We start from the raw sequence: 23,419 nt of genomic DNA, 5'->3' as shown, positions 1-23,419 counted from the left end.
CGTGTGATGAGCCTGACCGGTACCCCGTTCCTGCTGACCGCCGTCGTCGTGGCGGCGGTGGCCCTGCTGCTGCCCCTGTTCCTGTGGAGCAGGATCGGCGGCCCGGCCGTGGTGCGCGGGGCCTCGCGGCTGGGCATGCTGCTGTTCGCCCAGTTCACCGCCGTCCTCGTGGTCTTCGTGATGGTCAACAACGCCAACGGGCTCTACGACAACTGGGACGACCTGCTCGGCACCGGCAACCACGTGAACGCCGCTCCGGACCTGGGCCCCGACGGCACCGGCGGCAAGAAGGCCGCCTCGGCGCCGAAGGTGAAGCAGAACTTCAAGGAGTACAAGGGCAAGGTCGGCGACGGCGTCATGAAGACCACGCTCAAGGGCGCGATCTCCGGCGTCGAGGGCGATGTGGCGGTCTGGCTGCCGCCGCAGTACAACGACCCCGCGTACAAGGACAAGACCTTCCCCGTGGTCGAGCTGCTGCCCGGCTACCCCGGGTCCATCGGCGCCTGGTTCGGCACGCTGCACACCCAGAAGCAGCTGACCCCGATGATGCAGCGCGGCGAGGTCGCCCCCTTCATCCTGGTCTCGCCGCGCACCACGCTGCTCGACGGCAAGGACACCGGCTGCGCCAATGTGCCGGGCGTCGTCAACGCCGACACCTGGATCAGCGTCGACGTACGCAAGATGATCACCGACAACTTCCGCGCCGACACCGGGGCCGACGGCTGGGCCGTCGCCGGGTACTCGGCGGGCGGCCACTGCGCGGGCAAGCTCGCCATCGAGCACCCCGACCGCTACCGGGCCGGCGTCGACCTCTCCGGCTACAACGACCCGGCCGCCGAGGGCGCCTCGATCACCGCGCACGACCCGAAGCTGCGCCAGGAGTCCAACCCGCTGTGGATCCTCAAGAACGCCAAGACCCCGCCGCTGACCTCGCTCTTCGTCTCCGGCGAGATGGGTGACGGCTACAACGACGGCATGGCGCTCAAGAAGGCGGCCAAGGCCCCGACCGTCGTCCACGTCGTACGCCTCAACGGCGGCGGCCACCGCAGCAGCGTCTGGGAGCACCAGGTGCCGGACGTCTTCCGCTGGCTGACGAAGGAGATGGGCGGGGCGGGCAAGGTCGCGGCGGCCAACGGCGTCTGACCCGCCCGGAGTAATAGGCCGTCACGCCGGCCGGGTCGCCCCCGCGAACGGCATCTGGTCGATCGGCGCGATCCGCACCGGCGCCCCCGGGTGCGGCGCGTGGATCATCTGGCCGCCGCCGATGTACAGCCCGACATGGCTGACGCCCGAGTAGAAGAAGATCAGGTCCCCCGGGGCCAGGGCGGAACGGGAGACCCGGGTCCCGGAGTTGATCTGGGTGTACGTGGTCCGCGGCAGCGAGACGCCCGCCGCGCCCCAGGCGGCCTGGGTGAGCCCGGAGCAGTCGTACGAGGACGGCCCGGTCGCACCCCACACGTACGGCTTGCCGAGCGCCGCGTAGGCGTAGGCGACGGCGGCCGCCGCGCGCCCGCTGGGGGCCGGGAGCAGGCCGTCGGGAACGGCGGGCGAGGCATCTCCGGAGGAGGAGCGGCTGGCGCGTGAGGCTGCGGAGCCTTCGGTACGGGCGCCGTCCTGGCCCTCGTACGCGGTCCGCTCCTCGGCGGTCAGCTGGGACAGCAGCGCCTGGGCCGAGTCGAGCTTCGACTTGATGCTCTCCTTCTGCCGCTTGAGCTGCGCCTGCTGGCCGCGCAGCTCGGCGAGGCGGCCGTCCGCGTTGGTGTGCAGCCGCTTCAGCTCGGCGAGCTGCTTGCGGACCCCGGCCACGGCGTTCGCCGTACGGTCCCCGGCCCGCTCCTCGAACGCCGCGTCGTCGAGGTACTGCTGCGGGTCCGAGGAGAGCATCAGCTGGAGCGCGGGGGCGATGCCGCCGGTGCGGTACTGGGCGGTGGCGATCGAGCCCAGCGCGTTGCGTGCGATGTTGAGCCGGTCGGTCTTGCGGGCGGCCTCGTCCTGGAGGTCGTCGACGGACTTCTGCGTCTCGTCGGCCTTCTCCTTGGTGCCGTCGTACGCCTCGGTGGCGACCTCCGCGTCCTGGTACAGCCTGTCCACCTTGGCCTTCACCTGAGCGGGGGTGAGGCGGGGCTCGGCGTGGCCGGTGCCCTCGAAGGCGGTGGCGGTGGCGGCCCCGGCCAGGGCCAGCGTCGCCGCGGTGCGGGCGGCGGGGCCGGTGAGCGGGTGCTGCCTGGGCTTTCGGTGTGCAGCCACTAGGGCCTTCACGTCCTTCCGTTCGCATCCGGCGACGGACCGCACAGGGGGGACGGCCCGCCGCCGGATCTCTCGGCGTGGTGACCGATGGCCGCCCGGTAGGGGGCGGCGGTGGGGAGTCCGGTCACCTGGTGGAGGACGCTAAACCTCGGTGACACGGGCGAGTGAGCCAATGAAGGGAAGTGTTCTCTTCCGGTGCCTGAATGACCGTATGTGACCGGAGTGTCGCTGGCTCGGCCCCCTTTTACGGTGCGGCTGTGACCGAAGCGCCGGATGAGACCCCCACCTGGCTGCCGAGCCGTGACCCGGGGTCGTTAGGCTCCGATTCCATGGACGTACTCATCAATGTCTTCGTCGCCCTGCACATCATCGGCATCGCCTCGCTGCTCGGCGGCTTTCTGACGCAGATGAAGGCGATGGGTGCCGGGACCGCGCGCTTCGTGCCCGCGATGCTGCACGGCGCGCTGACCATGCTGGTCACGGGCGTGGCCCTGGTCGGCCTCAACCAGGCCGACGACAACACCCTGAACACCGCCAAGATCGGCCTCAAGCTGGCGATCCTGGTGGTCATCCTGGGCGCGGTCTATGTGAAGCGGGACGACGAGAAGGTCGAGAAGGCCCTGTTCGGCGCGGTGGGCGGCCTGACGATGGCGAACATCTTCATCGCGACGCTCTGGACGTGACCCGCGGCGTCGGCCGGTTGATCGTTTCCGCTGACCGCTACGCGGGGCGCACGCTCCCGTAGATCGGCATGTAGTAGATCGACTCCTCGCGTACGTACGCACCCGGGTGCGGCGCGTGGATCATCATCCCGTTGCCGATGTACATCCCGACGTGGCTGATGTCGTCGTAGAAGAACACCAGGTCACCGGGGCGCAGATCGGCCGTGGCGACCCGGGTGCCGACGTTGACCTGGTCCCAGGTGGTACGCGGCAGATCCACCCCGGCGGCCTTCCAGGCGGCCTGGGTGAGCCCCGAGCAGTCGTACGAGGACGGCCCGACCGCGCCCCACACATACGGCTTGCCCATCTGGGCGCGGGCGAACGCGAGCGCCTTGTCGGCCTTGGTGGACGACGAGGGCGCCGAGGGTGACGTGGAGCCCGTACCGCCTCCCGTACCGGTCGAGCCCGACGACGGCTTACGGGCCGCGGCCGCGGCATCCGCCGCCTTCTTCGCCGCCGCCTGCCGCGCCGCCAGCTCCTCGGCCTTGCGCCGCGCCTCGTCCTCCTTGGCCTTCTCCAGGGCCGCGAGCCGGGCCTTCTCCTGCGCGGTGAGCGTGCTCAGCAGGGTGCGCGCGGCGGCCAGCTTCGCCTGGACGTCCCGCTTGCCGGTCCGCAGGGCCTCCTGCGAGGCGGTCAGCTGCGCCAGGCTCCGGCTCGCCTCGGCGCGCTGCTTCGCGTTGGCCGCGCGCTCGGTCTCGAAGGTGCGCAGCGCCTGTTCCTCGCGGCCGGTCAGCTGCTTCATCAGCTGGTTCTGGTCGAAGAACGTCTGCGGGTCGTCCGCGAGCATCAGCGTCATCGTGGAGGTCATGCCGCCGGTGCGGTACTGCTCGGCGGCGTAGCTCCCCAGCACCCGGCGGGTGTCGTTCAGCCGGGCGGTGCCCCGGGCGACCTGGTCGAGCAGCGCGTCGGTCTTCTCGCGCTGCTGGTCGGCGCTCTCCTTGGCCCGGTTGTACTTCTCGGTGGCCGTGCCCGCCTGCCGGTAGAGGTCGTCGACCTTGCGCTGGACCTCCTCGACCGTGGGCGTCGGCCCGCCGGGAGCGGCGCTCGCGCTCTGGGCCAGCAGGCCCACCGAGGCGAGCGCGGCCGTGGTGATGCCGACGGCGGGCGTGGCCGTACGTATTCGGGTGCGCGGCTTGCGATGCGAAGGCAAGGCCGACACCTCCTTCCGGATCGTTCCGGACGGGGGCGTTCCCCGGCTGAGGCGGCACGCTAGCCAACTGGTGTGCCCGCTGGGAAGGTTGATGTCCGACAGGCCCGATACATTCCCGTGACCTTCACCGTGCGTAGTCGTCGACCGTCTCTGCGAAGGCGGCGGCGGAGTGTCAGAGCGGGGTCCTAGACTCGGGAGACGATGAGCAGCCTCTTTGACGACAGCTTCCTGGCGGACCTCCAGCCCTCCGAGGAGGAGCACCCGCCGCCGCCCGAGGACGGCCCGGCGCCGGAGCAGGTGCCGGACGACCTGTTCCAGGGCCGGTTCGACGCGCCGCCGAGCCACGACGCGTACTACCGGGACGGCGCCCACCGCCCGGTGGTCGACCCGGCGACCCTGCTTGAAGGGCTGAACGAGAACCAGCGCGCGGCCGTGGTCCACGCGGGCTCCCCGCTGCTCATCGTGGCCGGCGCGGGCTCCGGCAAGACCCGGGTGCTCACCCACCGCATCGCCCACCTGCTGGCCACCAGGGGCGTCCACCCCGGCCAGATCCTCGCGATCACCTTCACCAACAAGGCCGCGGGCGAGATGAAGGAGCGCGTCGAGCAGCTGGTCGGCCCGCGCGCCCACGCGATGTGGGTGATGACCTTCCACAGCGCGTGCGTGCGCATCCTGCGCCGCGAGTCCAAGAAGCTCGGTTTCACTTCGTCGTTCTCGATCTACGACGCGGCCGACTCCAAGCGTCTGATGGCGCTGGTCTGCCGCGACCTCGACCTCGACCCCAAGAAGTTCCCGCCGAAGTCCTTCAGCGCCAAGATCTCGAACCTGAAGAACGAGCTGATCGACGAGGAGACCTTCGCCGGTCAGGCCGTCGACGGCTTCGAGAAGACGCTGGCGCAGGCGTACGCGATGTACCAGGCGCGGCTGCGCGAGGCCAACGCGCTGGACTTCGACGACATCATCATGACGACGGTCCATCTGCTCCAGGCGTTCCCGGACGTCGCCGAGCACTACCGCCGCCGCTTCCGCCACGTCATGGTCGACGAGTACCAGGACACCAACCATGCGCAGTACACGCTGGTGCGCGAGCTGGTCGGCCCGGCCGGCGAGGGCGAGGCCCCGGCCGAGCTGTGCGTGGTCGGTGACGCCGACCAGTCGATCTACGCCTTCCGGGGCGCGACGATCCGCAACATCCTCCAGTTCGAGGAGGACTACGCGGACGCGACGACGATCATGCTGGAGCAGAACTACCGCTCCACGCAGACGATCCTGTCCGCCGCCAACGCGGTCATCGAGCGCAACGAGAGCCGCCGCCCCAAGAACCTGTGGACGGACGCGGGCGCGGGCGCGCGCATCACCGGCTATGTCGCCGACACCGAGCACGACGAGGCGCAGTTCGTCGCCGACGAGATCGACCGGCTCACCGACGCGGGCGACGCCAAGGCGGGCGACGTCGCGATCTTCTACCGGACCAACGCCCAGTCCCGAGTCTTCGAAGAGATCTTCATCCGGGTCGGTCTGCCCTACAAGGTCGTCGGCGGCGTCCGCTTCTACGAGCGCAAGGAAGTCCGCGACGTCCTCGCCTACCTGCGCGTTCTCGCCAACCCGGAGGACGCGGTGCCACTGCGCCGCATCCTCAACGTGCCCAAGCGCGGCATCGGCGACCGCGCCGAGGCGATGATCGACGCGCTCTCGCTCCGCGAGAAGATCACCTTCCCGCAGGCGCTGCGCCGCGTGGAGGAGGCGTACGGAATGGCGGCGCGCTCGGCGAACGCGGTGAAGCGCTTCAACCAGCTGATGGACGACCTCCGCACCGTCGTCGACTCGGGCGCGGGCCCCGCCGTGGTCCTGGAGGCGGTCCTCGAACAGACCGGCTACCTGGCCGAGTTGCAGGCCTCCACCGACCCGCAGGACGAGACCCGGATCGAGAACCTCCAGGAACTCGCCGCCGTGGCCCTGGAGTTCGAGCAGGCCCGGGGCGAGGCGGAGGGCGAGACCGAGGCCGCGGGCACCCCGACCCTCGCGGAGTTCCTGGAGCAGGTCGCCCTGGTCGCCGACTCGGACCAGATCCCGGACGAGGACGAGGAGGGGAGCGGTGTCATCACGCTGATGACGCTGCACACCGCCAAGGGCCTCGAATTCCCCGTGGTGTTCCTGACCGGAATGGAGGACGGCGTCTTCCCGCACATGCGCGCGCTCGGCCAGGTCAAGGAGCTGGAGGAGGAGCGCCGCCTCGCGTACGTGGGCATCACGCGTGCGCGTGAGCGGCTGTATCTGACGCGCTCGTCGATGCGCAGCGCCTGGGGCCAGCCCGCGTACAACCCGCCGTCCCGGTTCCTGGAGGAGATCCCGGTCCAGCACCTGGAGTGGAAGCGGACGGGCCCGATGGCGGCCCCGGCCGGACCGGTCTCGGGCAAGGGGCTCGGCGGTGGCATCGCGGGCGCGCTGTCGTCTTCGCGCTCGCGCTCGGGCCCCTCCGGCTTCGCCACCCGGCGCACCGGCGACAAGCCGGTGATCGCGCTGTCGGTGGGCGACCGCGTCACCCATGACCAGTTCGGTCTGGGCACGGTGATGTCGGTGACGGGTTCGGGGTCGGACGCGCAGGCGACGATCGACTTCGGCGACGAGCGCCCGAAGAAGTTGCTGCTGCGGTACGCACCGGTCGAGAAGCTGTGAGCACCGGAGCTCCAAGCCCTTCTGGGCTTGGAGCTCCACATCGTTTCTGCGGGTGAGCGGACGGGCCCGGTCTACGTCGGGTCGAGCCCGTGGCTGCGCAGCCACGGCAGGGGGTCTATCGGCGAGGCGCCGCCGGGGCGCACCTCGAAGTGCAGGTGCGGGCCGGTGGAGTTGCCGGAGTTCCCGGAGTACGCGATGACGTCACCGGCCTTGACCGGGCCGGAGCGGATCTTGGTGCTGGAGAGATGGCAGTACCAGGTCTCGGTGCCGTCGGCCCCGGTCACTATGGCCATGTTCCCGTAGGCGCTGTTCCACTGCGTACGGACCGTGCCGTCGATCGCCGACATCACCGGAGTGCCGTACTGCACCGGGAAGTCGATGCCGGTGTGCACCGACATCCAGTTGACGCCCGCCTGCCCGAAGTACGCGCTCAGGCCCTTCTGCGTCACCGGCAGCAGGTACTTGGGGCGCGCGGCCTCCTTCTTCGCCGCCGCCTCCGCCTTGCGCTGCTTGTCCGCCTGCTGGCGCGCCTTGAGGTCTAGGCGTTCCTGCGTACGGCTGGCGCGGTCGGCGAAGCTGCCCGCCTCCGCGCTGAGGTTGGCGAGCTGGGTGTCCAGCTTGCTGTTGGCGGCGACCGGCTTGACCGACGACGGGTCGGACGCGGTGACGGCCGTGTCGTCGCCCTTGCTCTCGCCGCCGAGCCCGCTCACCGACGCGGCGGCGACTCCGGCGACGCCCATCACGCAGATGGACGGCACCGCGACCGTGAGCAGCGCGGACCGCTTGGCGGGGGTGCGCCTGCGACCGCGGTTGCTGCCCGAGGCGCGGCGGGATGAAAGAGGAGTGGGCTCGACCGGGTCGGCCGTGACCGGGGCGGGCTCGGGCGCGAACTCGGCCTCGGGGAACGGGTGTTGGGAGGTCTCGGTGTCCGGCGCGGCGAACTCCTGGTCCTCGACCGCGTCGAGGTCGATCACGGAGAACTGCGCGGTGCTCTGCACTGCGTTCTTGACGTGCTCAGCGTGCTCGCTGTGCTCGGGCGCGCTGACCTGCGCCTCCACGCCCACGTTCCAGGCGGTGGTGTCGTACGTACCGGTCTCGCCGTACGCACCGGTCCCGTAGGCCGCGCCGGGCACGGCCCACTGGCCAGTCGTGTCATAGGCGGCGTCGTACGCGAACGCGGTGGTCTCGAACTGCCCTGTCTGCTGCGCCTGGTTCCAGGCGTTCGCGTCCCACTGGCCGGTGACATCGGGACCGGCGGACTGGGCGGGGATCGTCCACTGCCCGGTGGTGTCGTACGCGTGCTGCTGGTACTGCTGCGCGCCGTAGACGTCCCACTGGCCCGTCTCGTAACTGTCGTAACTGCCGGGCAGGGCACCGAAGAGCGGGTCGGCGGCCGAATCGGCGGAGAAGTCGACGGGGGCGTCCGCCGTGGAATAGCCGTGGTATCCGGCGTACCCGGCGTGGGCGTGCTGGTCAGTCACCAACTTCTCTCTCGCCTCGGCAACAGGACCTGGGTCTGGAAGCCCTGGGGAAGGGGCTCCCAGTGGGGGAAGCAGTGGCGTGACTGTACCCGGCGGTACGCGACAGCGACAATCTTCCGGAGGTTTTCTTGGCCCCGGAAACGGGCAATCAGCGTCTTTCGGCGGACTGTGGACAGAGCCTTGGTTCTGCGTTCGACGACTGTTCGAGATTTACGGTCGTGAAGCCGGGTTCGGAGTGAGGCTCGGGGTGAAGTGGGTGGCGGCTCACGCGACCGAGAACGCCTCGCGCCCGTCGGCCCTCTCCTCCTGTTCGGTCAGCGCCTGCCGTATGCCGGTCGCGATGGCCGGGTGGACCGGCAGGGCCAGGTGCCCGATGCCCGACACCCGTACGTTCTGAACGATCAGATCCGGGTGGTCGATACGGGCCGTCTCCATCGGGACCATCAGCGTGTCCAGATCGCTCCAGAAGCTGATGAACCGGGTCCGGCAGCCGGGGGCGGGGCGGCGCAGCTCCTCGACGACGTCGGAGCCGGGGCACATCTGGCGGACGATCGGGTGCGCGCTGATCAGGTGGGCCGAGCGGGTCCCCGCGTGCGGGGTGCCGAGCGTGACCAGCGTACGGACGCGGGCCTCGCCGCCCAGGCGCTGTACGTAGTAGCGGGCGATCAGGCCGCCGAGGCTGTGGCCGACGATGTCCACCTCTGCGTGTCCCGTGCGCGCGCAGATCTCCTCGATATGGCGGCCCAGGAGCTCGGCGGCGGTGCGGATGTCGCAGGTCAGCGGCGAGTAGTTGAGCGATTCCAGATGGCGCCAGCCGTTCCGGCTCAGGGCGCGGCGCAGCAGGACGAAGACCGAGCGGTTGTCGATGAAGCCGTGCAGCAGGACGACCGGCGGATGCGCGCGCCCGGCCGTCGGCAGCTGCGGGGAGTCGTCGGCCACGGGGTCTCTGCGCTCGGGGGCCATGCCCGAGGGATAGAGGACGAGATGGCCGGCGAGGACGGCGAGCTCCAGCGCCGTGGCCCGCAGCAGCGCGGCGGATACCCACGCGCGGCGCAGATACAGCGGAAGAAAGAGAAGGAACTGCACGGACCGACCTCCCGAACGGCACGCCGGGAGGACGACTCTGTCCCCCGTGTGCCCTCATGGGGCGCCCCTCGTCGACACCGCGCTCGCCAGAACGCCGGGGCCGGACCACCGTGCGGTGCGGCTGACGGCACGGTGGTCCGGCACCTTCCTTCAGAGCGGCTCCCCTTGCAGCCGTCCCGGTCGATCCGGCCGACGGGCGGCGGACAATCGGGTAGGCGACGCAAAACGAACATGTCCCACCGTGTGATTTCCCCCTCGCTGTCCACCGTGAAACGGCGGCTTGCGGGATGCTGTAGATAACGTTCGTTCACTTCAGTTTGTTCACCTCGTGTGGTCGTGTGGAGGCAGTGATGGGTGTGACCGGTCCGATCCGCGTGGTGGTGGCCAAGCCGGGGCTCGACGGGCACGACCGGGGCGCCAAGGTCATCGCCCGGGCGCTGCGCGACGCCGGCATGGAGGTCATCTACACCGGGCTGCACCAGACGCCCGAGCAGATCGTCGACACGGCCATCCAGGAGGACGCCGACGCGATCGGTCTCTCCATCCTCTCCGGCGCCCACAACACCCTGTTCGCCAAGGTCATCGAGCTCCTCAAGGAGCGCGACGCGGAGGACATCAAGGTCTTCGGCGGCGGCATCATCCCGGAGGCCGACATCGCCCCCCTGAAGTCCCTCGGCGTCGCCGAGATCTTCACCCCCGGCGCGACGACGACGTCGATCGTGGACTGGGTCAACGCGAACGTCCGCGAGGCGACGACGTCGTAGGCGGCGGTTTCGCCCCCACCCCGCCCCTTCCCGAAGGCCCTGGGCGGGCGGCCGGGTTCTTTGACTGACCACCGGTGGGGGCTTGTCGCGCAGTTCCCCGCGCCCCTTATTGGGCCCTTCGGGCCCTCCTAGGGGCGCGGGGAACTGCGCGAGCAACCCAGCACGATCCGCAGCCGAAGCGGGGTGCAGGGGCGAAGCCCCGCTTACCCCCCCACCCCCAGCGGGGTCCGGGGGCGTAGCCCCCGGGAAACCCACCTCCACCCCCATCCACCCCCGGAGGGTTAAGGGAACGGGCGGGGTGGGGGAACCAACTCCGCCAGCATCGCCGCGCGCAACCGCAACGTCCCCACCAGCCGCTGAAACGCCTCCGCCCAGTACCCGCCCGCCCCGGGAGACGCCCCCTCCTCCTCCGGAGGTATCGCGGTGAGCGCGTCGAGACGCACCGCCTCGCCCGGATCCAGGCACCGCTCCGCGAGCCCCATCACCCCGCTGAAGCTCCACGGATAGCTCCCCGCGTCCCGCGCGATCTCCAGCGCGTCCACCACCGCACGCCCGAGCGCGGTGGACCACGGCACCAGACACACCCCCAGCAGCTGGAACGCCTCCGACAAGCCGTGCGCGGCTATGAACACGGCCACCCACGAGGCCCGTTCCGACTCCGGCAGCGTCGACAGCAGCTTGGCCCGCTCGGCCAGCGACACCGTCCCACCGTCCCCGCCCGGCGGCGCGGACGGCGCGCCGAGCAGGGCCCGCGACCACTCGGCGTTCCGCTGCCGCACCGTCGCCCGGCACCACGCCGCGTGCAGCTCGTCCCCCCAGTCGTCGGCGACGGGCAGCGCCACGATCTCGCGCGCGGTGCGCCCGCCGAGCCGGCCGGACCAGCCGCCCAGGGGTGCCGCCTCCACCAACTGGCCCAGCCACCATGACCGTTCACCCCGCCCGGCCGGCGGCTTCGGCACCACCCCGTCGCGCTGCATCGCCGCGTCGCACTCGTGCGGTGCCTCCACCACGATGCGCGCCCCGTCCCTGTCCCCCGAGCGGTCGAGCCCGACGCAGGACGCCGCCCGCGCCGCCATCCGCCCGGCCAGCGCGGACGCGGGCAGCGCCGACAGCAGCTCGGCGGCGGTGGCCCGGACGTTACGGCTGCGGTCGGACAGCGCCTGTTCCAGGAACGGCTCGTCCGCGTCCGACAGCCCCGTGCGCAGTGAGTCGACGAACATCAGCCGGTCCTCGGCGCGTTCGGCCACCCACGTCGTGGCGAGCAACTGCCGTGCGGCCCCGGGCTCGTACGCCCGTACCGCCGTGAGCAGCGCCACCCGCTCGGCGAACAGCCCCTCGTCCCACAGCCGCCGCACCGCCTCCGGATCCGAGACGTCGGGCAGGGCCGCCGTGCCCGTACCGCCGCGCAGCGCGAACCGCCACTCCGGGTTCAGCCGGGCCAGCCACAGCCCCCGCGACCCGGCGAACGCCAGCGCCTGCGGCCGCAGATCCGTACGCGCCCGGGCCGCGTCGAGCAACGCGGGCAGCAGCTCGGGCGGCGTCCGGAACCCCCGCTCGCCCGCCGCGCTCAGCCACTGCGGCAGCAGCTCCGCGAGATCGGGCGCGGCCCCCCGCCGCCCCGACGAGTGGGCCGCCGCCGAACGGTCCGCCAGCAACTGCCCGAGCCGACGCCGCGCGGCCTGCGGCAGGTGCGGTCGCTCATCGTCCGGCGCCTTCTCGGGCCGTACGGCGGCGGGCGCGGGCACCAGGCCCGCTCTGCGCCGGACGGTCCGCCGCGCGGCGTCGTCGAGCAGCGCGGCGGGCTCCCCGGCGGCGGGCCGCCGCTCGGTCCCGAGCAGCGCGGCGGTGACCAACTCCTCCCAGGAGCCGCCCCCGGTGGTCTCGCTTCCCTCCACGGACGCGACCTCCTTCACGGATGCGGACACAGGCACGCGACCTCCCCCTTCCTTCCTCACGTACGCGGTTACGAACTTCGGCGCTCCCTGTCAGAGCAGCGACACCGTTTCCGGCGACCCCGGCTGCCACGCCGCCAGCGGGGCGAACCCCCGGTGGCCGCACTCGCCGAAGACCGTCACCGGGCCGCCGCCGGAGAGCGCGACGAGCCGCCACAGGCCCGTACGGGTGGCCGCGCCCGGGGCCATGGGCAGCGCCAACTCACCGTCGGTGTCGGCCAGTTGCCAGCCATCGCCGCCGGTCTCCCCGGGCGGCACCGGTATGACCCCGCTCAGCGTCACCGGACAGGCGTCCAACCACGGGTCGTCCCGCAGCGTCCGCCCGTACCGCTCAAGTGCCTCGGTCGTCGAGCCGCCGGGCGGCGGGCCCGGGGCCGGGAGCGGCGCCCCGTACCGCTCGCCGAGGGCGGCCCGCAGCTGCCCGCCGCCCGGGTACGGCGTGAGCTCGGCGTCGATCGCGAGGCCGACCGGCAGGGCGAGCTCGGGCGCCCGGCCCGCCGCGCCGAAGTCGAGCAGAAGCGCCGAGCGGCCCGAATCCCGCCCGTACAGCCATATCCGACGCGTGGTCAGCTTGGTGTCGGCCGTGTCGTACTGGGCGAGGACCTGCCAGGTGTCCCGCACCGGCGGCCCCTCCGGCGGCGTGGGTACCCCGACCCGCGCGCGGACCGTCGCGGCCAGGGGCTCCGGCAGCCGCTCCCGGGCGAGCCAGGCCCGGTCGAGCAGATGCAGCAGCGCGCACTCCTCCAGGAGCCGCACCGGCCAGCCGGGCCCCGAGCCCGGTATCGCGCCCAACTCCCTTACCCTGCCTGCCAGTCCGGGCGCCTGGGCGTCGACCATGCGGGCCGCCGTCTCCTCCCACAGCCCGTACCCCGGCCGTTCCGCCGCCGCGATACCTCCGCGCAGCAGGTCCTCAAGGCGCTGCTCCAGCTCCGTCGCCCCGGCCGTGACCCGCTCGGCCCGTCGCTCGGCGCGGCGCCGGGCCGCCTCCGGGTCGGCGGTCCGCTCGGCCGCAGGTCCCGCCGCCTCGCTCCCCTTCTTCTCCGCCCGCGCGCGCCGGTCGTCCAGCCACTGCGCGGCCCAGTCGGGCGGCGTCCCGCCGTCCGGCACCGCCGACTCGTCCGCCGCCCAGAGCAGCAGCAGCCCCAGCGCGTGCTTGCACGGGAACTTCCGGCTCGGGCAGCTGCACTTGTATCCGAGGCCGCCCGTGCCGGGGCCGCCCGTGTCGATCACCGTCTGGTAGGGCCTGCTGCCGCTGCCCTTGCACAGGCCCCACACGCTTGAGTTGGCACAGCCGCTCTGCGACCACGGTCCGGCCGTGCCGAGTCTGCTTCCCGCCTTTCGTGACGGATCGTCAGGAGCCAGAGCCAGCACCTGTTCCGCCGTCCAGCGCACCCCCTGCTGATTCATGTTCTCGAAGGTAGATGCCCCCACTGACAATCGCCCTGACCTGCACTTTCCCCTGCCGCCAGGTCGATTGTCAGTGGCGTGGTGCACCGTGGAAACCACATCGGGTCGACTGATCTGGAGGGGGATCCATGACCACGTCCACAACCGCTGCCGCGCAGGCCCTGCGGCCGCACGCCGAGCACGCCTTCGCACATGAACTCACCGCGCTGGCCGCCGCCGACGACCGGCCCAGGCCCGCCCGCTGGCGGCTCTCGCCGTGGGCGGTCGCGACGTATCTGCTCGGCGGCACGCTGCCCGACGGCACGGTGATCACGCCGAAGTACGTGGGCCCGCGCCGCATCGTCGAGGTGGCCGTGACCACGCTCGCCACCGACCGGGCGCTGCTGCTGCTCGGCGTCCCCGGCACGGCCAAGACGTGGGTGTCCGAGCATCTGGCCGCCGCCGTCAGCGGTGACTCCACGCTGCTGGTGCAGGGCACGGCCGGCACGCCGGAGGAGGCGATCCGGTACGGCTGGAACTACGCGCAACTGCTCGCGCACGGCCCGAGCCGCGACGCGCTGGTGCCCAGCCCGGTCATGCGGGCCATGGCCGAGGGGATGACGGCCCGGGTCGAGGAGCTGACCCGTATCCCCGCCGACGTACAGGACACGCTGATCACGATCCTGTCGGAAAAGACCCTGCCCATCCCGGAGTTGGGCGAGGAGACCCAGGCCGTACGCGGCTTCAACCTCATCGCGACCGCCAACGACCGCGACCGGGGGGTGAACGAGCTGTCCAGCGCGCTGCGGCGGCGGTTCAACACGGTGGTGCTGCCGCTGCCCGCGACCACCGACGAGGAGGTCGACATCGTCTCGCGTCGCGTCGACCAGCTCGGCCGCTCCCTCGACCTGCCCGCCGCGCCCGAGGGCATGGACGAGATCCGCCGGGTCGTCACGGTCTTCCGGGAGCTGCGGGACGGGGTCACCGGAGACGGCCGCACCAAGGTCAAGTCCCCTTCGGGGACGCTCTCCACAGCCGAGGCGATCTCGGTGGTGACGGGCGGCCTGGCCCTTGCCGCGCACTTCGGCGACGGCGTGCTGCGCTCCGGCGACGTGGCGGCGGGCATCCTGGGCGCGGTCGTCCGCGACCCGGCGGCGGACCGCGTCATCTGGCAGGAGTACCTGGAGACGGTGGTCCGCGAGCGCGACGGCTGGAAGGACTTCTACCGGGCCTGCCGCGAGGTGTCGGCGTGACGACCTCCACCGGGCCGGATGCGCCCGCAGGGCCTTGGCTGCTCGGGGTGCGGCACCACGGTCCCGGGTCGGCGCGGGCGGTGCGGGCCGTGCTGGACACCGCGCGGCCCCGGGCCGTACTGATCGAGGGTCCGCCCGAGGCCGACGCCCTGCTTGCGCTCGCCGCCGACCCGGACATGCGGCCCCCGGTCGCGCTGCTCGCCCATGTGGTGGACGACCCGCGCCGGGCGTCGTTCTGGCCGATGGCCGAGTTCTCGCCGGAGTGGGTGGCGCTGCGCTGGGCCCTGGACGCGGGCGCCGAGGTCCGCTTCATCGACCTTCCGGCGGCCCATTCGCTGGCGGCGGAACCGGAGCCGGAGTCGGAGGGGGAGCGGCCGGACGGAGACAAGGAAGGGGACGGGCTGCGGATCGACCCCATCGGCCTGCTCGCCGAGACCGCCGGATACGACGACCCGGAGCGCTGGTGGGAGGACGTCGTCGAGCACCGCCACCCCGACGGCACCCGGCAGCACACCCCCGACCCGCACAACTCACCCGACCTGCCTGGCACATCCGACTCGTACGACCCGTACAGCCCCTTCGTCGTCCTCGGTGAGGCGATGACCGCGCTGCGCGAGGCGTACGGCGACGGCGGGCACGCGCGCGACCTGGTCCGCGAGGCGTACATGCGGCAGCAACTGCGCGCTGCCCGGCGGGAGTTCGGGGACGAGGTCGCCGTGGTCTGCGGTGCCTGGCATGTGCCCGCACTCGCCGCCAAGGTCGCGGTCGGCGCCGACCGGGCCCTGCTCAAGGGGCTCCCGAAGGCGAAGACCGAGCTGACCTGGGTGCCCTGGACGCACCGGCGTCTCGCCCGGCGCAGCGGTTACGGCGCGGGCATCGACTCGCCCGGTTGGTACGGGCATCTGTTCGCGGCCCGGGACCGGCCCGTCGAGCGGTGGATGACCAAGGTCGCCGGGCTGCTCCGCGAGGAGGACCGGCAGGTGTCGTCCGCGCACGTCATCGAGGCGGTCCGGCTCGCCGGGACGCTCGCCGCGATGCGCGGGCGCCCGCTGCCGGGTCTCGCCGAGACGACCGACGCGGTGCGGGCGGTGATGTGCGAGGGCTCCGACGTCCCGCTCGCCCTGATCCAGGACCGGCTCGTCGTCGGCGATGTGCTCGGCGAGGTCCCGGACGCGGCCCCGGCCGTGCCGCTCCAGCGCGACCTCACCCGCGCCCAGCGCACCCTGCGGCTCAAACCGGAGGCGCTGGAACGGGAGTTGGACCTCGATCTGCGCAAGGAGACGGACGCTGCGCGCAGCCGTCTGCTGCACCGGCTGCGGCTGCTCGGCGTCGACTGGGGCGAGCGGGCCGACGGCCGGGGCAGCACCGGCACCTTCCGCGAGGGCTGGCGGCTGCGCTGGGAGCCGGAGCTCTCGGTACGGGTCGCCGAGGCGGGGGTGTGGGGCACGACCGTCGAGGCCGCCGCCACCGCACGGGCCGAGGCGGACGCCGCCGAGGCGACCGTCCTCGGTGAGATCACCGCGCTCGCCGAGCGGTGCCTGCTGGCCGAACTCTCCGACGCGCTCCCGGTGTTGATGCGCGCGCTCGCCGACCGGGCCGCGCTCGACACGGACGTCGCCCATCTCGCCGAGGCCCTGCCCGCCCTGGCCCGCACCCTGCGGTACGGGGATGTGCGGGGGACGCGGACGGCGGCGCTCGCGGAGGTCGCGACCGGGCTCGCCGAGCGGATCTGCGTCGGCCTGCCGCCCGCGTGCACGGGCCTGGACGCCGACGGGGCCACCGCGATGCGCCGCCGTGTCGACGGCGTCCACGCGGCGATGTCCCTGCTCCCGGACGCGCCCGAGGGCTCCACGACCCTGCGCGACCGCTGGGCCGGGGTCCTCGCCAAGCTCGCCGGGCGGGACTCCGTCCCTGGCGAGATCCGGGGCCGGGCCGTCCGGCTGCTCCTCGACGACGGGCGGCTCGACGCGAGTGAGGCCGAGCGATACATGGGCCTCGCCCTGTCGGTGGGCACACCGCCCGGCGACGCGGCGGCCTGGATAGAGGGGTTCGTCGGCGGCGCGTCCGGCGGCGGCATGCTCCTGGTCCACGACGAGCGGCTGCTCGCCCTGGTCGACACCTGGCTGACGGGGGTCCCGGCCGACGCGTTCACCGACGTACTGCCGCTGCTGCGGCGCACGTTCTCGGCGTACGAACCGGGTGTGCGCCGCACGCTGGGCGAGCTCGTCCGGCGCGGTCCGGGCACCGGCGGTCCGGCTCCGTCCGGAAGCGGCGCGCCCGGCTTCGGCGCCGCGCTCGACGAGGAGCGGGCCGACGCGATGGAGCCACTGCTGCGACTGCTGCTCGACCGGCAGGACGGCAACAACCTTGCGGGGGTGGGGAATTGAACGCGAACGCGACAGATGCCGCAGCACAGCCCGACGAACGGCTCCGCCGCTGGCGGATGGTCCTCGGCGGCGAGCAGGGCGCCGACGGCACCGGCTGCGCGCTCGCCGGACGCGACGCCGCCATGGACGGCGCCCTCTCCGCGCTCTACGGCAGCGCGCCGGGGAACAAGGCGCGGGACCGGGGCGCGGGCCTGGGCGCCTCCGCGCCGAGCGTCGCCCGCTGGCTCGGCGACATCCGTACGTACTTCCCCACCTCGGTCGTCCAGGTCATGCAGCGCGACGCCATCGACCGGCTCGGGCTGTCCGCGCTGCTCCTGGAGCCGGAGATGCTGGAGGCCGTCGAGGCGGACGTGCACCTCGTCGGGACGCTGCTCTCGCTCAACAAGGCGATGCCGGAGACCACCAAGGAGACCGCCCGCGCGGTCGTCCGCAAGGTCGTCGAGGACCTGGAGAAGCGCCTCGCGACCCGCACGAAGGCGACGCTCACGGGGGCGCTGGACCGTTCGGCGAGGATCAGCCGGCCCCGCCACCGGGACATCGACTGGGACCGCACGATCCGGGCGAACCTCAAGAACTACCTCCCGGAGTACGACACGGTCGTCCCCGACCGGCTCATCGGCTACGGGCGGGCCGCGCAGTCAGTGAAGAAGGACGTGGTGCTCTGCATCGACCAGTCCGGCTCGATGGCCGCCTCGGTCGTCTACGCCTCGGTCTTCGGCGCGGTCCTCGCCTCCATGCGCTCGATCGCCACCCGGCTCGTCGTCTTCGACACGGCCGTCGTCGACCTCACCGACCAGCTCGACGACCCGGTGGACGTCCTGTTCGGCACCCAGCTCGGCGGCGGCACCGACATCAACCGCGCCCTCGCCTACTGCCAGTCGCAGATCACCCGTCCTGCCGACACCGTCGTCGTACTGATCAGTGATCTTTACGAGGGCGGGATCCGGGACGAGATGCTGAAGCGGGTGGCGGCGATGAAGGCGTCCGGAGTGCAGTTCGTGGCGCTGCTCGCCCTGTCCGACGAGGGAACTCCGGCGTACGACCACGAGCACGCGGCGGCCCTGTCGGCGCTCGGCGCCCCCGCCTTCGCCTGCACCCCCGACTTGTTCCCGACGATCATGGCGGCGGCTGTCGAGAAGCGCCCGCTGCCGATACCTGACACGCTGTGAGCAGGTGATCTGTGACAGGTATCACCGCTCAGGTGTGATCTGCGATTTAGGGAGGTCGGTCCTGCGGGGATAACCTGCGAGACGGACATGCCGCGTACCCGGTCACCGTGTACGCCTCCCTCAGTGACAGCGCCGTCACGTTGCCCTTCGCGGCACGCCCACGCAGAAAACGAACCGCGAGACCACTGAAAAGGGACGGACGCGCGTGGACCTGTTCGAGTACCAGGCGAGGGACCTCTTCGCCAAGCACGGTGTACCGGTGCTGGCCGGTGAAGTCATCGACACGCCTGAGGCGGCGCGCGAGGCCACCGAGCGACTGGGCGGCAAGTCGGTCGTCAAGGCACAGGTGAAGGTCGGTGGCCGAGGCAAGGCCGGCGGCGTGAAGCTGGCGGCGAACCCCGACGAGGCCGTCGCCCGTGCGACGGACATCCTCGGCATGGACATCAAGGGCCACACGGTCCACAAGGTGATGATCGCCGAGCTGTCCCCGGAGATCGAGGCGGAGTACTACGTCTCGTACCTCCTCGACCGCACCAACCGCACCTTCCTGGCCATGGCCTCGGTGCAGGGCGGCATGGACATCGAGGAGGTCGCGGAGAAGACCCCCGAGGCCCTCGCGAAGGTCCCGGTCAACGCCGTCGAAGGCGTGAACATCGAGAAGGCCCGCGAGATCGTGGCCCAGGCGAAGTTCCCGGCCGAGGTGGCCGAGGGCGTCGCCGAGGCGATGGTCACGCTGTGGAAGACCTTCGTCGCCGAGGACGCGCTCCTCGTCGAGGTCAACCCGCTGGTGAAGACCAAGGACGGCCGCATCCTGGCCCTGGACGGCAAGGTCTCGCTCGACGAGAACGCCGAGTTCCGTCAGCCGGAGCACGAGGCGCTCGAGGACAAGGCCGCGGCCAACCCCCTTGAGGCCGCCGCCAAGGCCAAGGGCCTCAACTACGTCAAGCTCGACGGCGAGGTCGGCATCATCGGCAACGGCGCGGGTCTCGTCATGAGCACCCTGGACGTCGTCGCGTACGCCGGTGAGAACCACGGCGGCGTGAAGCCGGCCAACTTCCTCGACATCGGTGGCGGCGCGTCCGCCCAGGTGATGGCGAACGGCCTGGAGATCATCCTCGGCGACGCGGACGTCAAGTCCGTGTTCGTCAACGTCTTCGGTGGCATCACCGCCTGCGACGAGGTCGCCAACGGCATCGTCCAGGCGCTGCAGCTCCTCGCCGACAAGGGCGAAGAGGTCACCAAGCCGCTGGTCGTGCGTCTCGACGGCAACAACGCGGAGCTGGGTCGCAAGATCCTGTCGGACGCGAACCACCCGCTGGTCCAGCGCGTGGACACCATGGACGGCGCGGCCGACAAGGCCGCCGAGCTCGCGGCTGCGAAGTAAGGGACGAGGGAAACCAGAGCCATGGCTATCTTCCTCAACAAGGACAGCAAGGTCATCGTCCAGGGCATGACCGGTGCCACGGGCATGAAGCACACCAAGCTCATGCTCGCCGACGGCAGCAACATCGTCGGCGGTGTCAACCCGCGCAAGGCCGGCACGTCCGTCGACATCGACGGTCACGAGATCCCGGTCTTCGGCTCGGTCGCCGAGGCGATGGAGAAGACCGGCGCCAACGTGTCCGTCCTCTTCGTGCCGCCGGCGTTCGCCAAGGCCGCCGTGGTCGAGGCGATCGACGCCGAGATCCCGCTCGCCGTCGTCATCACCGAGGGCATCGCGGTGCACGACTCCGCCGCCTTCTGGGCGTACGCGAAGGCCAAGGGCAACAAGACCCGCATCATCGGCCCGAACTGCCCCGGTCTGATCACGCCGGGCCAGTCCAACGCCGGCATCATCCCGGGCGACATCACCAAGCCGGGCCGTATCGGCTTGGTCTCGAAGTCCGGCACGCTGACGTACCAGATGATGTACGAGCTCCGTGACATCGGCTTCTCGTCCGCCGTCGGCATCGGTGGCGACCCGGTCATCGGCACCACGCACATCGACGCGCTCGCCGCGTTCGAGGCCGACCCCGACACCGACCTGATCGTCATGATCGGTGAGATCGGCGGCGACGCCGAGGAGCGCGCGGCCGACTTCATCAAGGCCAACGTGACGAAGCCGGTCGTCGGCTACGTGGCGGGCTTCACCGCGCCCGAGGGCAAGACCATGGGCCACGCCGGCGCCATCGTCTCCGGCTCCTCCGGCACGGCCCAGGCCAAGAAGGAGGCCCTGGAGGCCGCGGGCGTCAAGGTCGGCAAGACGCCGACCGAGACGGCCAAGCTGGCGCGCGAGATCCTCGCGGGCTGACCTTCGGGTACGTAGAGCTGTAAGCGCGTGGGCCCGCGCCCCTGAACAGGGGGCGCGGGCCCACGCGCTTTGCTGTACGCCGGGAACGCCTCAGCGGAAGTCCGGAACGAGGCGTTCCGGGCCGTGGGCGGGCTCGTCGAGGAGCTTGTGGTGGAGCTCGGTGTTCTCCGCGCTGAGCCGCTGCGGACCGCTGTAGAGCGGTACGCCGCCGACGCGCTGGCTCGGGGAGACCGGCGCGATGTAGCGGGTCGGCGCGGTGCTCAGGGTGAAGGCGGTCGCGCCGACCACGACGGCGGTGAGGGTGAAGGCGGCGCGGGTGCGCAGGCGGTTGCCGCGCTCGCCCTTGGTGCGCAGGCGTCCGGGGCCGGGCAGCCGGGGCGCCGCGCGCGGCCCGGTGAGGGCGAGCTCGCCGATGCGCTCGCGCAGCAGCGCCGATCGCGCCTCCTCGCTCATGGCCGCGGCCAGCTCCGGCACCCGAAACGCGACCGCCTCCCGGGCGTTGATCACCCGGCTCGCGGCGGCCGGGGTGCTCGCCTCGGTCTCGGCGGCGGTCTCCGGCAGATCCAGGCCCAGGCCGTCGTAGAGCAGGATCGTCCGGCGGTACGAGGGCGGCAGGGCGAGCAGCGCGGTGAGCAGCACGCGCTGCTCGGGGTCGGCCGGAGGATGGTCGGGGTGCTTGTACGCGCGGCGGAACCGGTGCCAGGGGGAGATCGCGTGCTCGTGCGCCGCCGCGCGCACCCACCCCACCGGGTCGGCGTCGGTGGCGACCTCGGGCCAGCGCTGCCAGGCGAGGCGGAAGGCGTGCTCCACCGACGCGCGCGCCAGCCGCGTCCGCCCGGTGAGCAGATACGCCTGCTGGACGAGAGGGGTCGCGGCGGCGGCGTACAGGGCGTCGAAGGCTTCGACGGGAGTGACGCGCGGCGCCTCGGCAGGCGGCACCTCGACGGCCTGGACGTCGACAGCCTGAGCCTCAACGGCCTGCGCCTCGACAGGCTTCGCCTCGGCGGACTGTTCCTCTGTCATGAAGGGCTCCCAGGACTCCCCGCGAAGGCCGCCGGGGCGGCCGTACGTATCGCCCGCAGCCTTGCCCGGGCAGAAAAGCGCATAAACGTATATTGAGCGACACGGCGGCATTTTCCCGTTACGCGAAGAAAGCGCGTGTCGTTGGGAGCATGGCGGCCGTGACACAAGTGACCGATCGCGGCCTGACGTTGCCGGCGGCCCGGGGCCGCTCGTCCGTGTTCGCCACCTGCCTCGTACGCGGGGCGATGGCGGCCGGGCTCGGACTCGGCGCGCTCGCCGTGCTGGTGACGGTGGTGTGGATCAGCTCGCCGTACCCCGACAGCGGCCCGGGTGGCGCGCTGCGCGCGGCCGCCGGGCTGTGGCTGCTCGCCCATGGAACCCTCCTGGTCCGCCCCGACACCCTCAGCGGCGTGCCCGCTCCGGTAGGCGTGGTGCCGCTGCTGCTGATGTGGCTTCCGGTGTGCCTGGTGCACCGGGCGGCGCGGGACGCGCTGTCGTACGAGGAGGAGTTCGCGTACGAGGACGACGACGAGGCCGTCGACCACCGACCGGGCGCGGCCCACGCGTGGGGTGCGTTCGCGGCGGTGACCTGCGGATATCTGCTGGTGGGCGGGGCTGCGGCCGTATACGCGTCCGGCGGCCCGCTGCCCGCCGCGCCCCTCAGCGCCGTACTGCACCTCCTGCTCGTGGCCACGGGCGCGGCGGCCGCCGGATTCTGGACGGCGTGCGGCCGCCCGCGCGGCCCGCTGCCCACGTGGGTGCCCGATGTCGTACGCGAGGTGGCCGCGGACCGTCGTACGAGTACGGCCGTACGGGCCGGGGGCGCGGGGGCCGGGGTGCTGCTCGCGGGCGGGGCGCTGCTCGCCGGGACGGCGCTCGCGTGGCATGTGGGCGCGGCCCAGGACACGTTCGTACGGCTGGCGGGGGACTGGTCGGGGCGGCTCGCGGTGCTGCTCGTCGCGCTGGCGCTGCTGCCGAACGCGGCGGTGTGGGGGGCGGCGTACGGGCTCGGGCCCGGGTTCCTGCTCGGCACGGGCGCGGTGGCGACGCCGCTCGGGATCGCCGGGACACCGGCGGTGCCGCACTTCCCGCTGCTGAGCGCGGTGCCCCAGGAGGCCCGGGGGAACTGGCTGACCTGGTCGGTGCTGGCGCTTCCCGTGCTGGCCGGGGCGGTGGTCGGCTGGTGGACGGCCCGGGCGGCGACGGGCGAGGAGGCGTGGGGAAAGCGGCGGACGGCGCTGGTGACGGTGTACGGGGCGGCGGTGTGCGGGGCCGCGATGGCGGTACTGGCCGCGCTGTCGGGCGGCCCCCTGGGCACCCAGCGCCTGGCGGCCCTGGGCCCGGTGTGGTGGCGCACGGGCGGGGCGGCACTGCTGTGGGGGACGGCGGTGGGCGTGCCGTTGGCGCTGATGCTGCGGTGGTGGTGGCTGCGGGGGGTGGTGCCGGACGCGTCGCCGGTACGGGATTGGCGTTCGCGCCTCACCTGGCGTCGCCGCAAGCCGGAGGCGGAGGCTGTGGTCGACGAGGACGTAGTGCCGTACGACTTCCTACCGGTGGGCACGTGGCACGACACGGGCGCGCGGGAGGCCCGCTGGGCGGCACTGAGGGAGGCCTCGGGGGGCTTGATGCCGGAGATCGCGGCGGCGCCGGTGGTGCCGGAACCGGTTTCTGAGCCCGAGGCTGAGCCCGAGCCCGAGGCTGAGGTGGAGGTGGCGTCAGAGGCCGAGCCTGAGATCGAGCCGGAGCCCGAAACAGAGCCGGAGCCCGAAACAGAGCCCGAGGCTGAAACAGAGCCGGAGGCCGAGGGCGAACCCCCGGCCTCCGGCTAAGCGG

The 23,419-nt window shown here is 72.2% G+C and carries 17 protein-coding genes; 10 read left to right on the top strand and 7 right to left on the bottom strand.

Annotated features, from left to right (window positions below):
* Positions 1-6: 6 nt before the first annotated feature.
* On the top strand, positions 7-1,143 hold the full coding sequence (locus BG418_RS25530) for an esterase family protein (RefSeq protein WP_188276309.1): 1,137 nt from the start codon (positions 7-9) through the stop codon (positions 1,141-1,143).
* A gap of 21 nt (positions 1,144-1,164) precedes the next feature.
* Here the strand turns inward: BG418_RS25530 and BG418_RS25525 are convergent, their stop codons facing one another.
* A complete protein-coding gene (locus tag BG418_RS25525; RefSeq protein WP_188276308.1) occupies positions 1,165-2,247 on the bottom strand; it encodes an NlpC/P60 family protein in 1,083 nt (360 codons plus the stop codon).
* 329 nt (positions 2,248-2,576) lie between these two features.
* Here BG418_RS25525 and BG418_RS25520 point away from each other — a divergent pair, with 329 nt between their 5' ends.
* Entirely contained in the window at positions 2,577-2,930 is a 354-nt protein-coding gene (locus BG418_RS25520; protein WP_188276307.1) for a hypothetical protein, read from the top strand.
* 37 nt (positions 2,931-2,967) lie between these two features.
* On the opposite strand, the gene BG418_RS25515 is transcribed toward BG418_RS25520, so the two are convergent.
* Positions 2,968-4,119: a C40 family peptidase gene (locus BG418_RS25515; protein WP_188276306.1), complete on the bottom strand. Its 1,152-nt coding sequence runs from the start codon at positions 4,117-4,119 to the stop codon at positions 2,968-2,970.
* A gap of 201 nt (positions 4,120-4,320) precedes the next feature.
* On the opposite strand from BG418_RS25515, the gene pcrA reads away from it, so the two are divergent.
* Complete coding sequence (gene pcrA / locus BG418_RS25510; protein WP_188276305.1) at positions 4,321-6,795, top strand: DNA helicase PcrA; 2,475 nt, start codon at positions 4,321-4,323, stop codon at positions 6,793-6,795.
* A gap of 71 nt (positions 6,796-6,866) precedes the next feature.
* Here the strand turns inward: pcrA and BG418_RS25505 are convergent, their stop codons facing one another.
* Both BG418_RS25505 and BG418_RS25500 read right to left on the bottom strand, forming a co-directional pair.
* Positions 6,867-8,276 carry a M23 family metallopeptidase gene (locus BG418_RS25505; RefSeq protein WP_188276304.1) on the bottom strand — a complete coding sequence of 470 codons (1,410 nt, stop codon included), beginning with the start codon at positions 8,274-8,276 and terminating at the stop codon, positions 6,867-6,869.
* Positions 8,277-8,540: 264 nt separating this feature from the next.
* On the bottom strand, positions 8,541-9,362 hold the full coding sequence (locus BG418_RS25500; protein WP_317453755.1) for an alpha/beta fold hydrolase: 822 nt from the start codon (positions 9,360-9,362) through the stop codon (positions 8,541-8,543).
* A 350-nt stretch (positions 9,363-9,712) separates the two neighbouring features.
* Between BG418_RS25500 and BG418_RS25495 the strand changes: the two genes are divergently transcribed.
* Positions 9,713-10,126, top strand: a complete 414-nt coding sequence (locus tag BG418_RS25495; protein ID WP_188276303.1) for a cobalamin B12-binding domain-containing protein — start codon at positions 9,713-9,715, stop codon at positions 10,124-10,126.
* Positions 10,127-10,407: 281 nt separating this feature from the next.
* Here BG418_RS25495 and BG418_RS25490 read toward each other — a convergent pair whose 3' ends face one another.
* Together BG418_RS25490 and BG418_RS25485 are read right to left on the bottom strand one after the other, a co-directional pair.
* Complete coding sequence (locus BG418_RS25490; RefSeq protein WP_399000418.1) at positions 10,408-12,051, bottom strand: DUF5691 domain-containing protein; 1,644 nt, start codon at positions 12,049-12,051, stop codon at positions 10,408-10,410.
* 60 nt (positions 12,052-12,111) lie between these two features.
* On the bottom strand, positions 12,112-13,485 hold the full coding sequence (locus tag BG418_RS25485) for an SWIM zinc finger family protein (protein ID WP_188276302.1): 1,374 nt from the start codon (positions 13,483-13,485) through the stop codon (positions 12,112-12,114).
* Positions 13,486-13,613: 128 nt separating this feature from the next.
* On the opposite strand from BG418_RS25485, the gene BG418_RS25480 reads away from it, so the two are divergent.
* From BG418_RS25480 to sucD, 5 genes are all read left to right on the top strand, one after another.
* A complete protein-coding gene (locus tag BG418_RS25480) occupies positions 13,614-14,717 on the top strand; it encodes an AAA family ATPase (RefSeq protein WP_188276301.1) in 1,104 nt (367 codons plus the stop codon).
* Positions 14,714-17,104, top strand: a complete 2,391-nt coding sequence (locus tag BG418_RS25475) for a DUF5682 family protein (protein WP_188276300.1) — start codon at positions 14,714-14,716, stop codon at positions 17,102-17,104. Before BG418_RS25480 ends, BG418_RS25475 begins: the two co-directional genes overlap by 4 nt.
* A 56-nt stretch (positions 17,105-17,160) precedes the next feature.
* Entirely contained in the window at positions 17,161-18,273 is a 1,113-nt protein-coding gene (locus tag BG418_RS25470; protein WP_188276584.1) for a VWA domain-containing protein, read from the top strand.
* 205 nt (positions 18,274-18,478) lie between these two features.
* Positions 18,479-19,657 carry an ADP-forming succinate--CoA ligase subunit beta gene (gene sucC / locus BG418_RS25465; RefSeq protein WP_188276299.1) on the top strand — a complete coding sequence of 393 codons (1,179 nt, stop codon included), beginning with the start codon at positions 18,479-18,481 and terminating at the stop codon, positions 19,655-19,657.
* A gap of 21 nt (positions 19,658-19,678) precedes the next feature.
* Positions 19,679-20,563, top strand: a complete 885-nt coding sequence (gene sucD / locus BG418_RS25460; protein WP_188276298.1) for a succinate--CoA ligase subunit alpha — start codon at positions 19,679-19,681, stop codon at positions 20,561-20,563.
* A 90-nt stretch (positions 20,564-20,653) separates the two neighbouring features.
* Here the strand turns inward: sucD and BG418_RS25455 are convergent, their stop codons facing one another.
* Positions 20,654-21,586, bottom strand: coding sequence for a DNA-directed RNA polymerase sigma-70 factor (locus tag BG418_RS25455; RefSeq protein ID WP_188276297.1), 933 nt, complete (start codon positions 21,584-21,586; stop codon positions 20,654-20,656).
* A 149-nt stretch (positions 21,587-21,735) separates the two neighbouring features.
* On the opposite strand from BG418_RS25455, the gene BG418_RS25450 reads away from it, so the two are divergent.
* Positions 21,736-23,415 carry a DUF6350 family protein gene (locus tag BG418_RS25450; RefSeq protein WP_223185363.1) on the top strand — a complete coding sequence of 560 codons (1,680 nt, stop codon included), beginning with the start codon at positions 21,736-21,738 and terminating at the stop codon, positions 23,413-23,415.
* The last annotated feature ends 4 nt before the right edge of the window (positions 23,416-23,419 follow it).

Origin of the sequence: Streptomyces sp. CBMA152 (assembly GCF_014596475.1) — a bacterium.
Classification (GTDB): Bacteria; Actinomycetota; Actinomycetes; order Streptomycetales; family Streptomycetaceae; genus Streptomyces.
The sequence above is the reverse complement of the archived record's forward strand: the minus strand, read 5'-3'. Positions and strand labels throughout refer to the sequence as shown.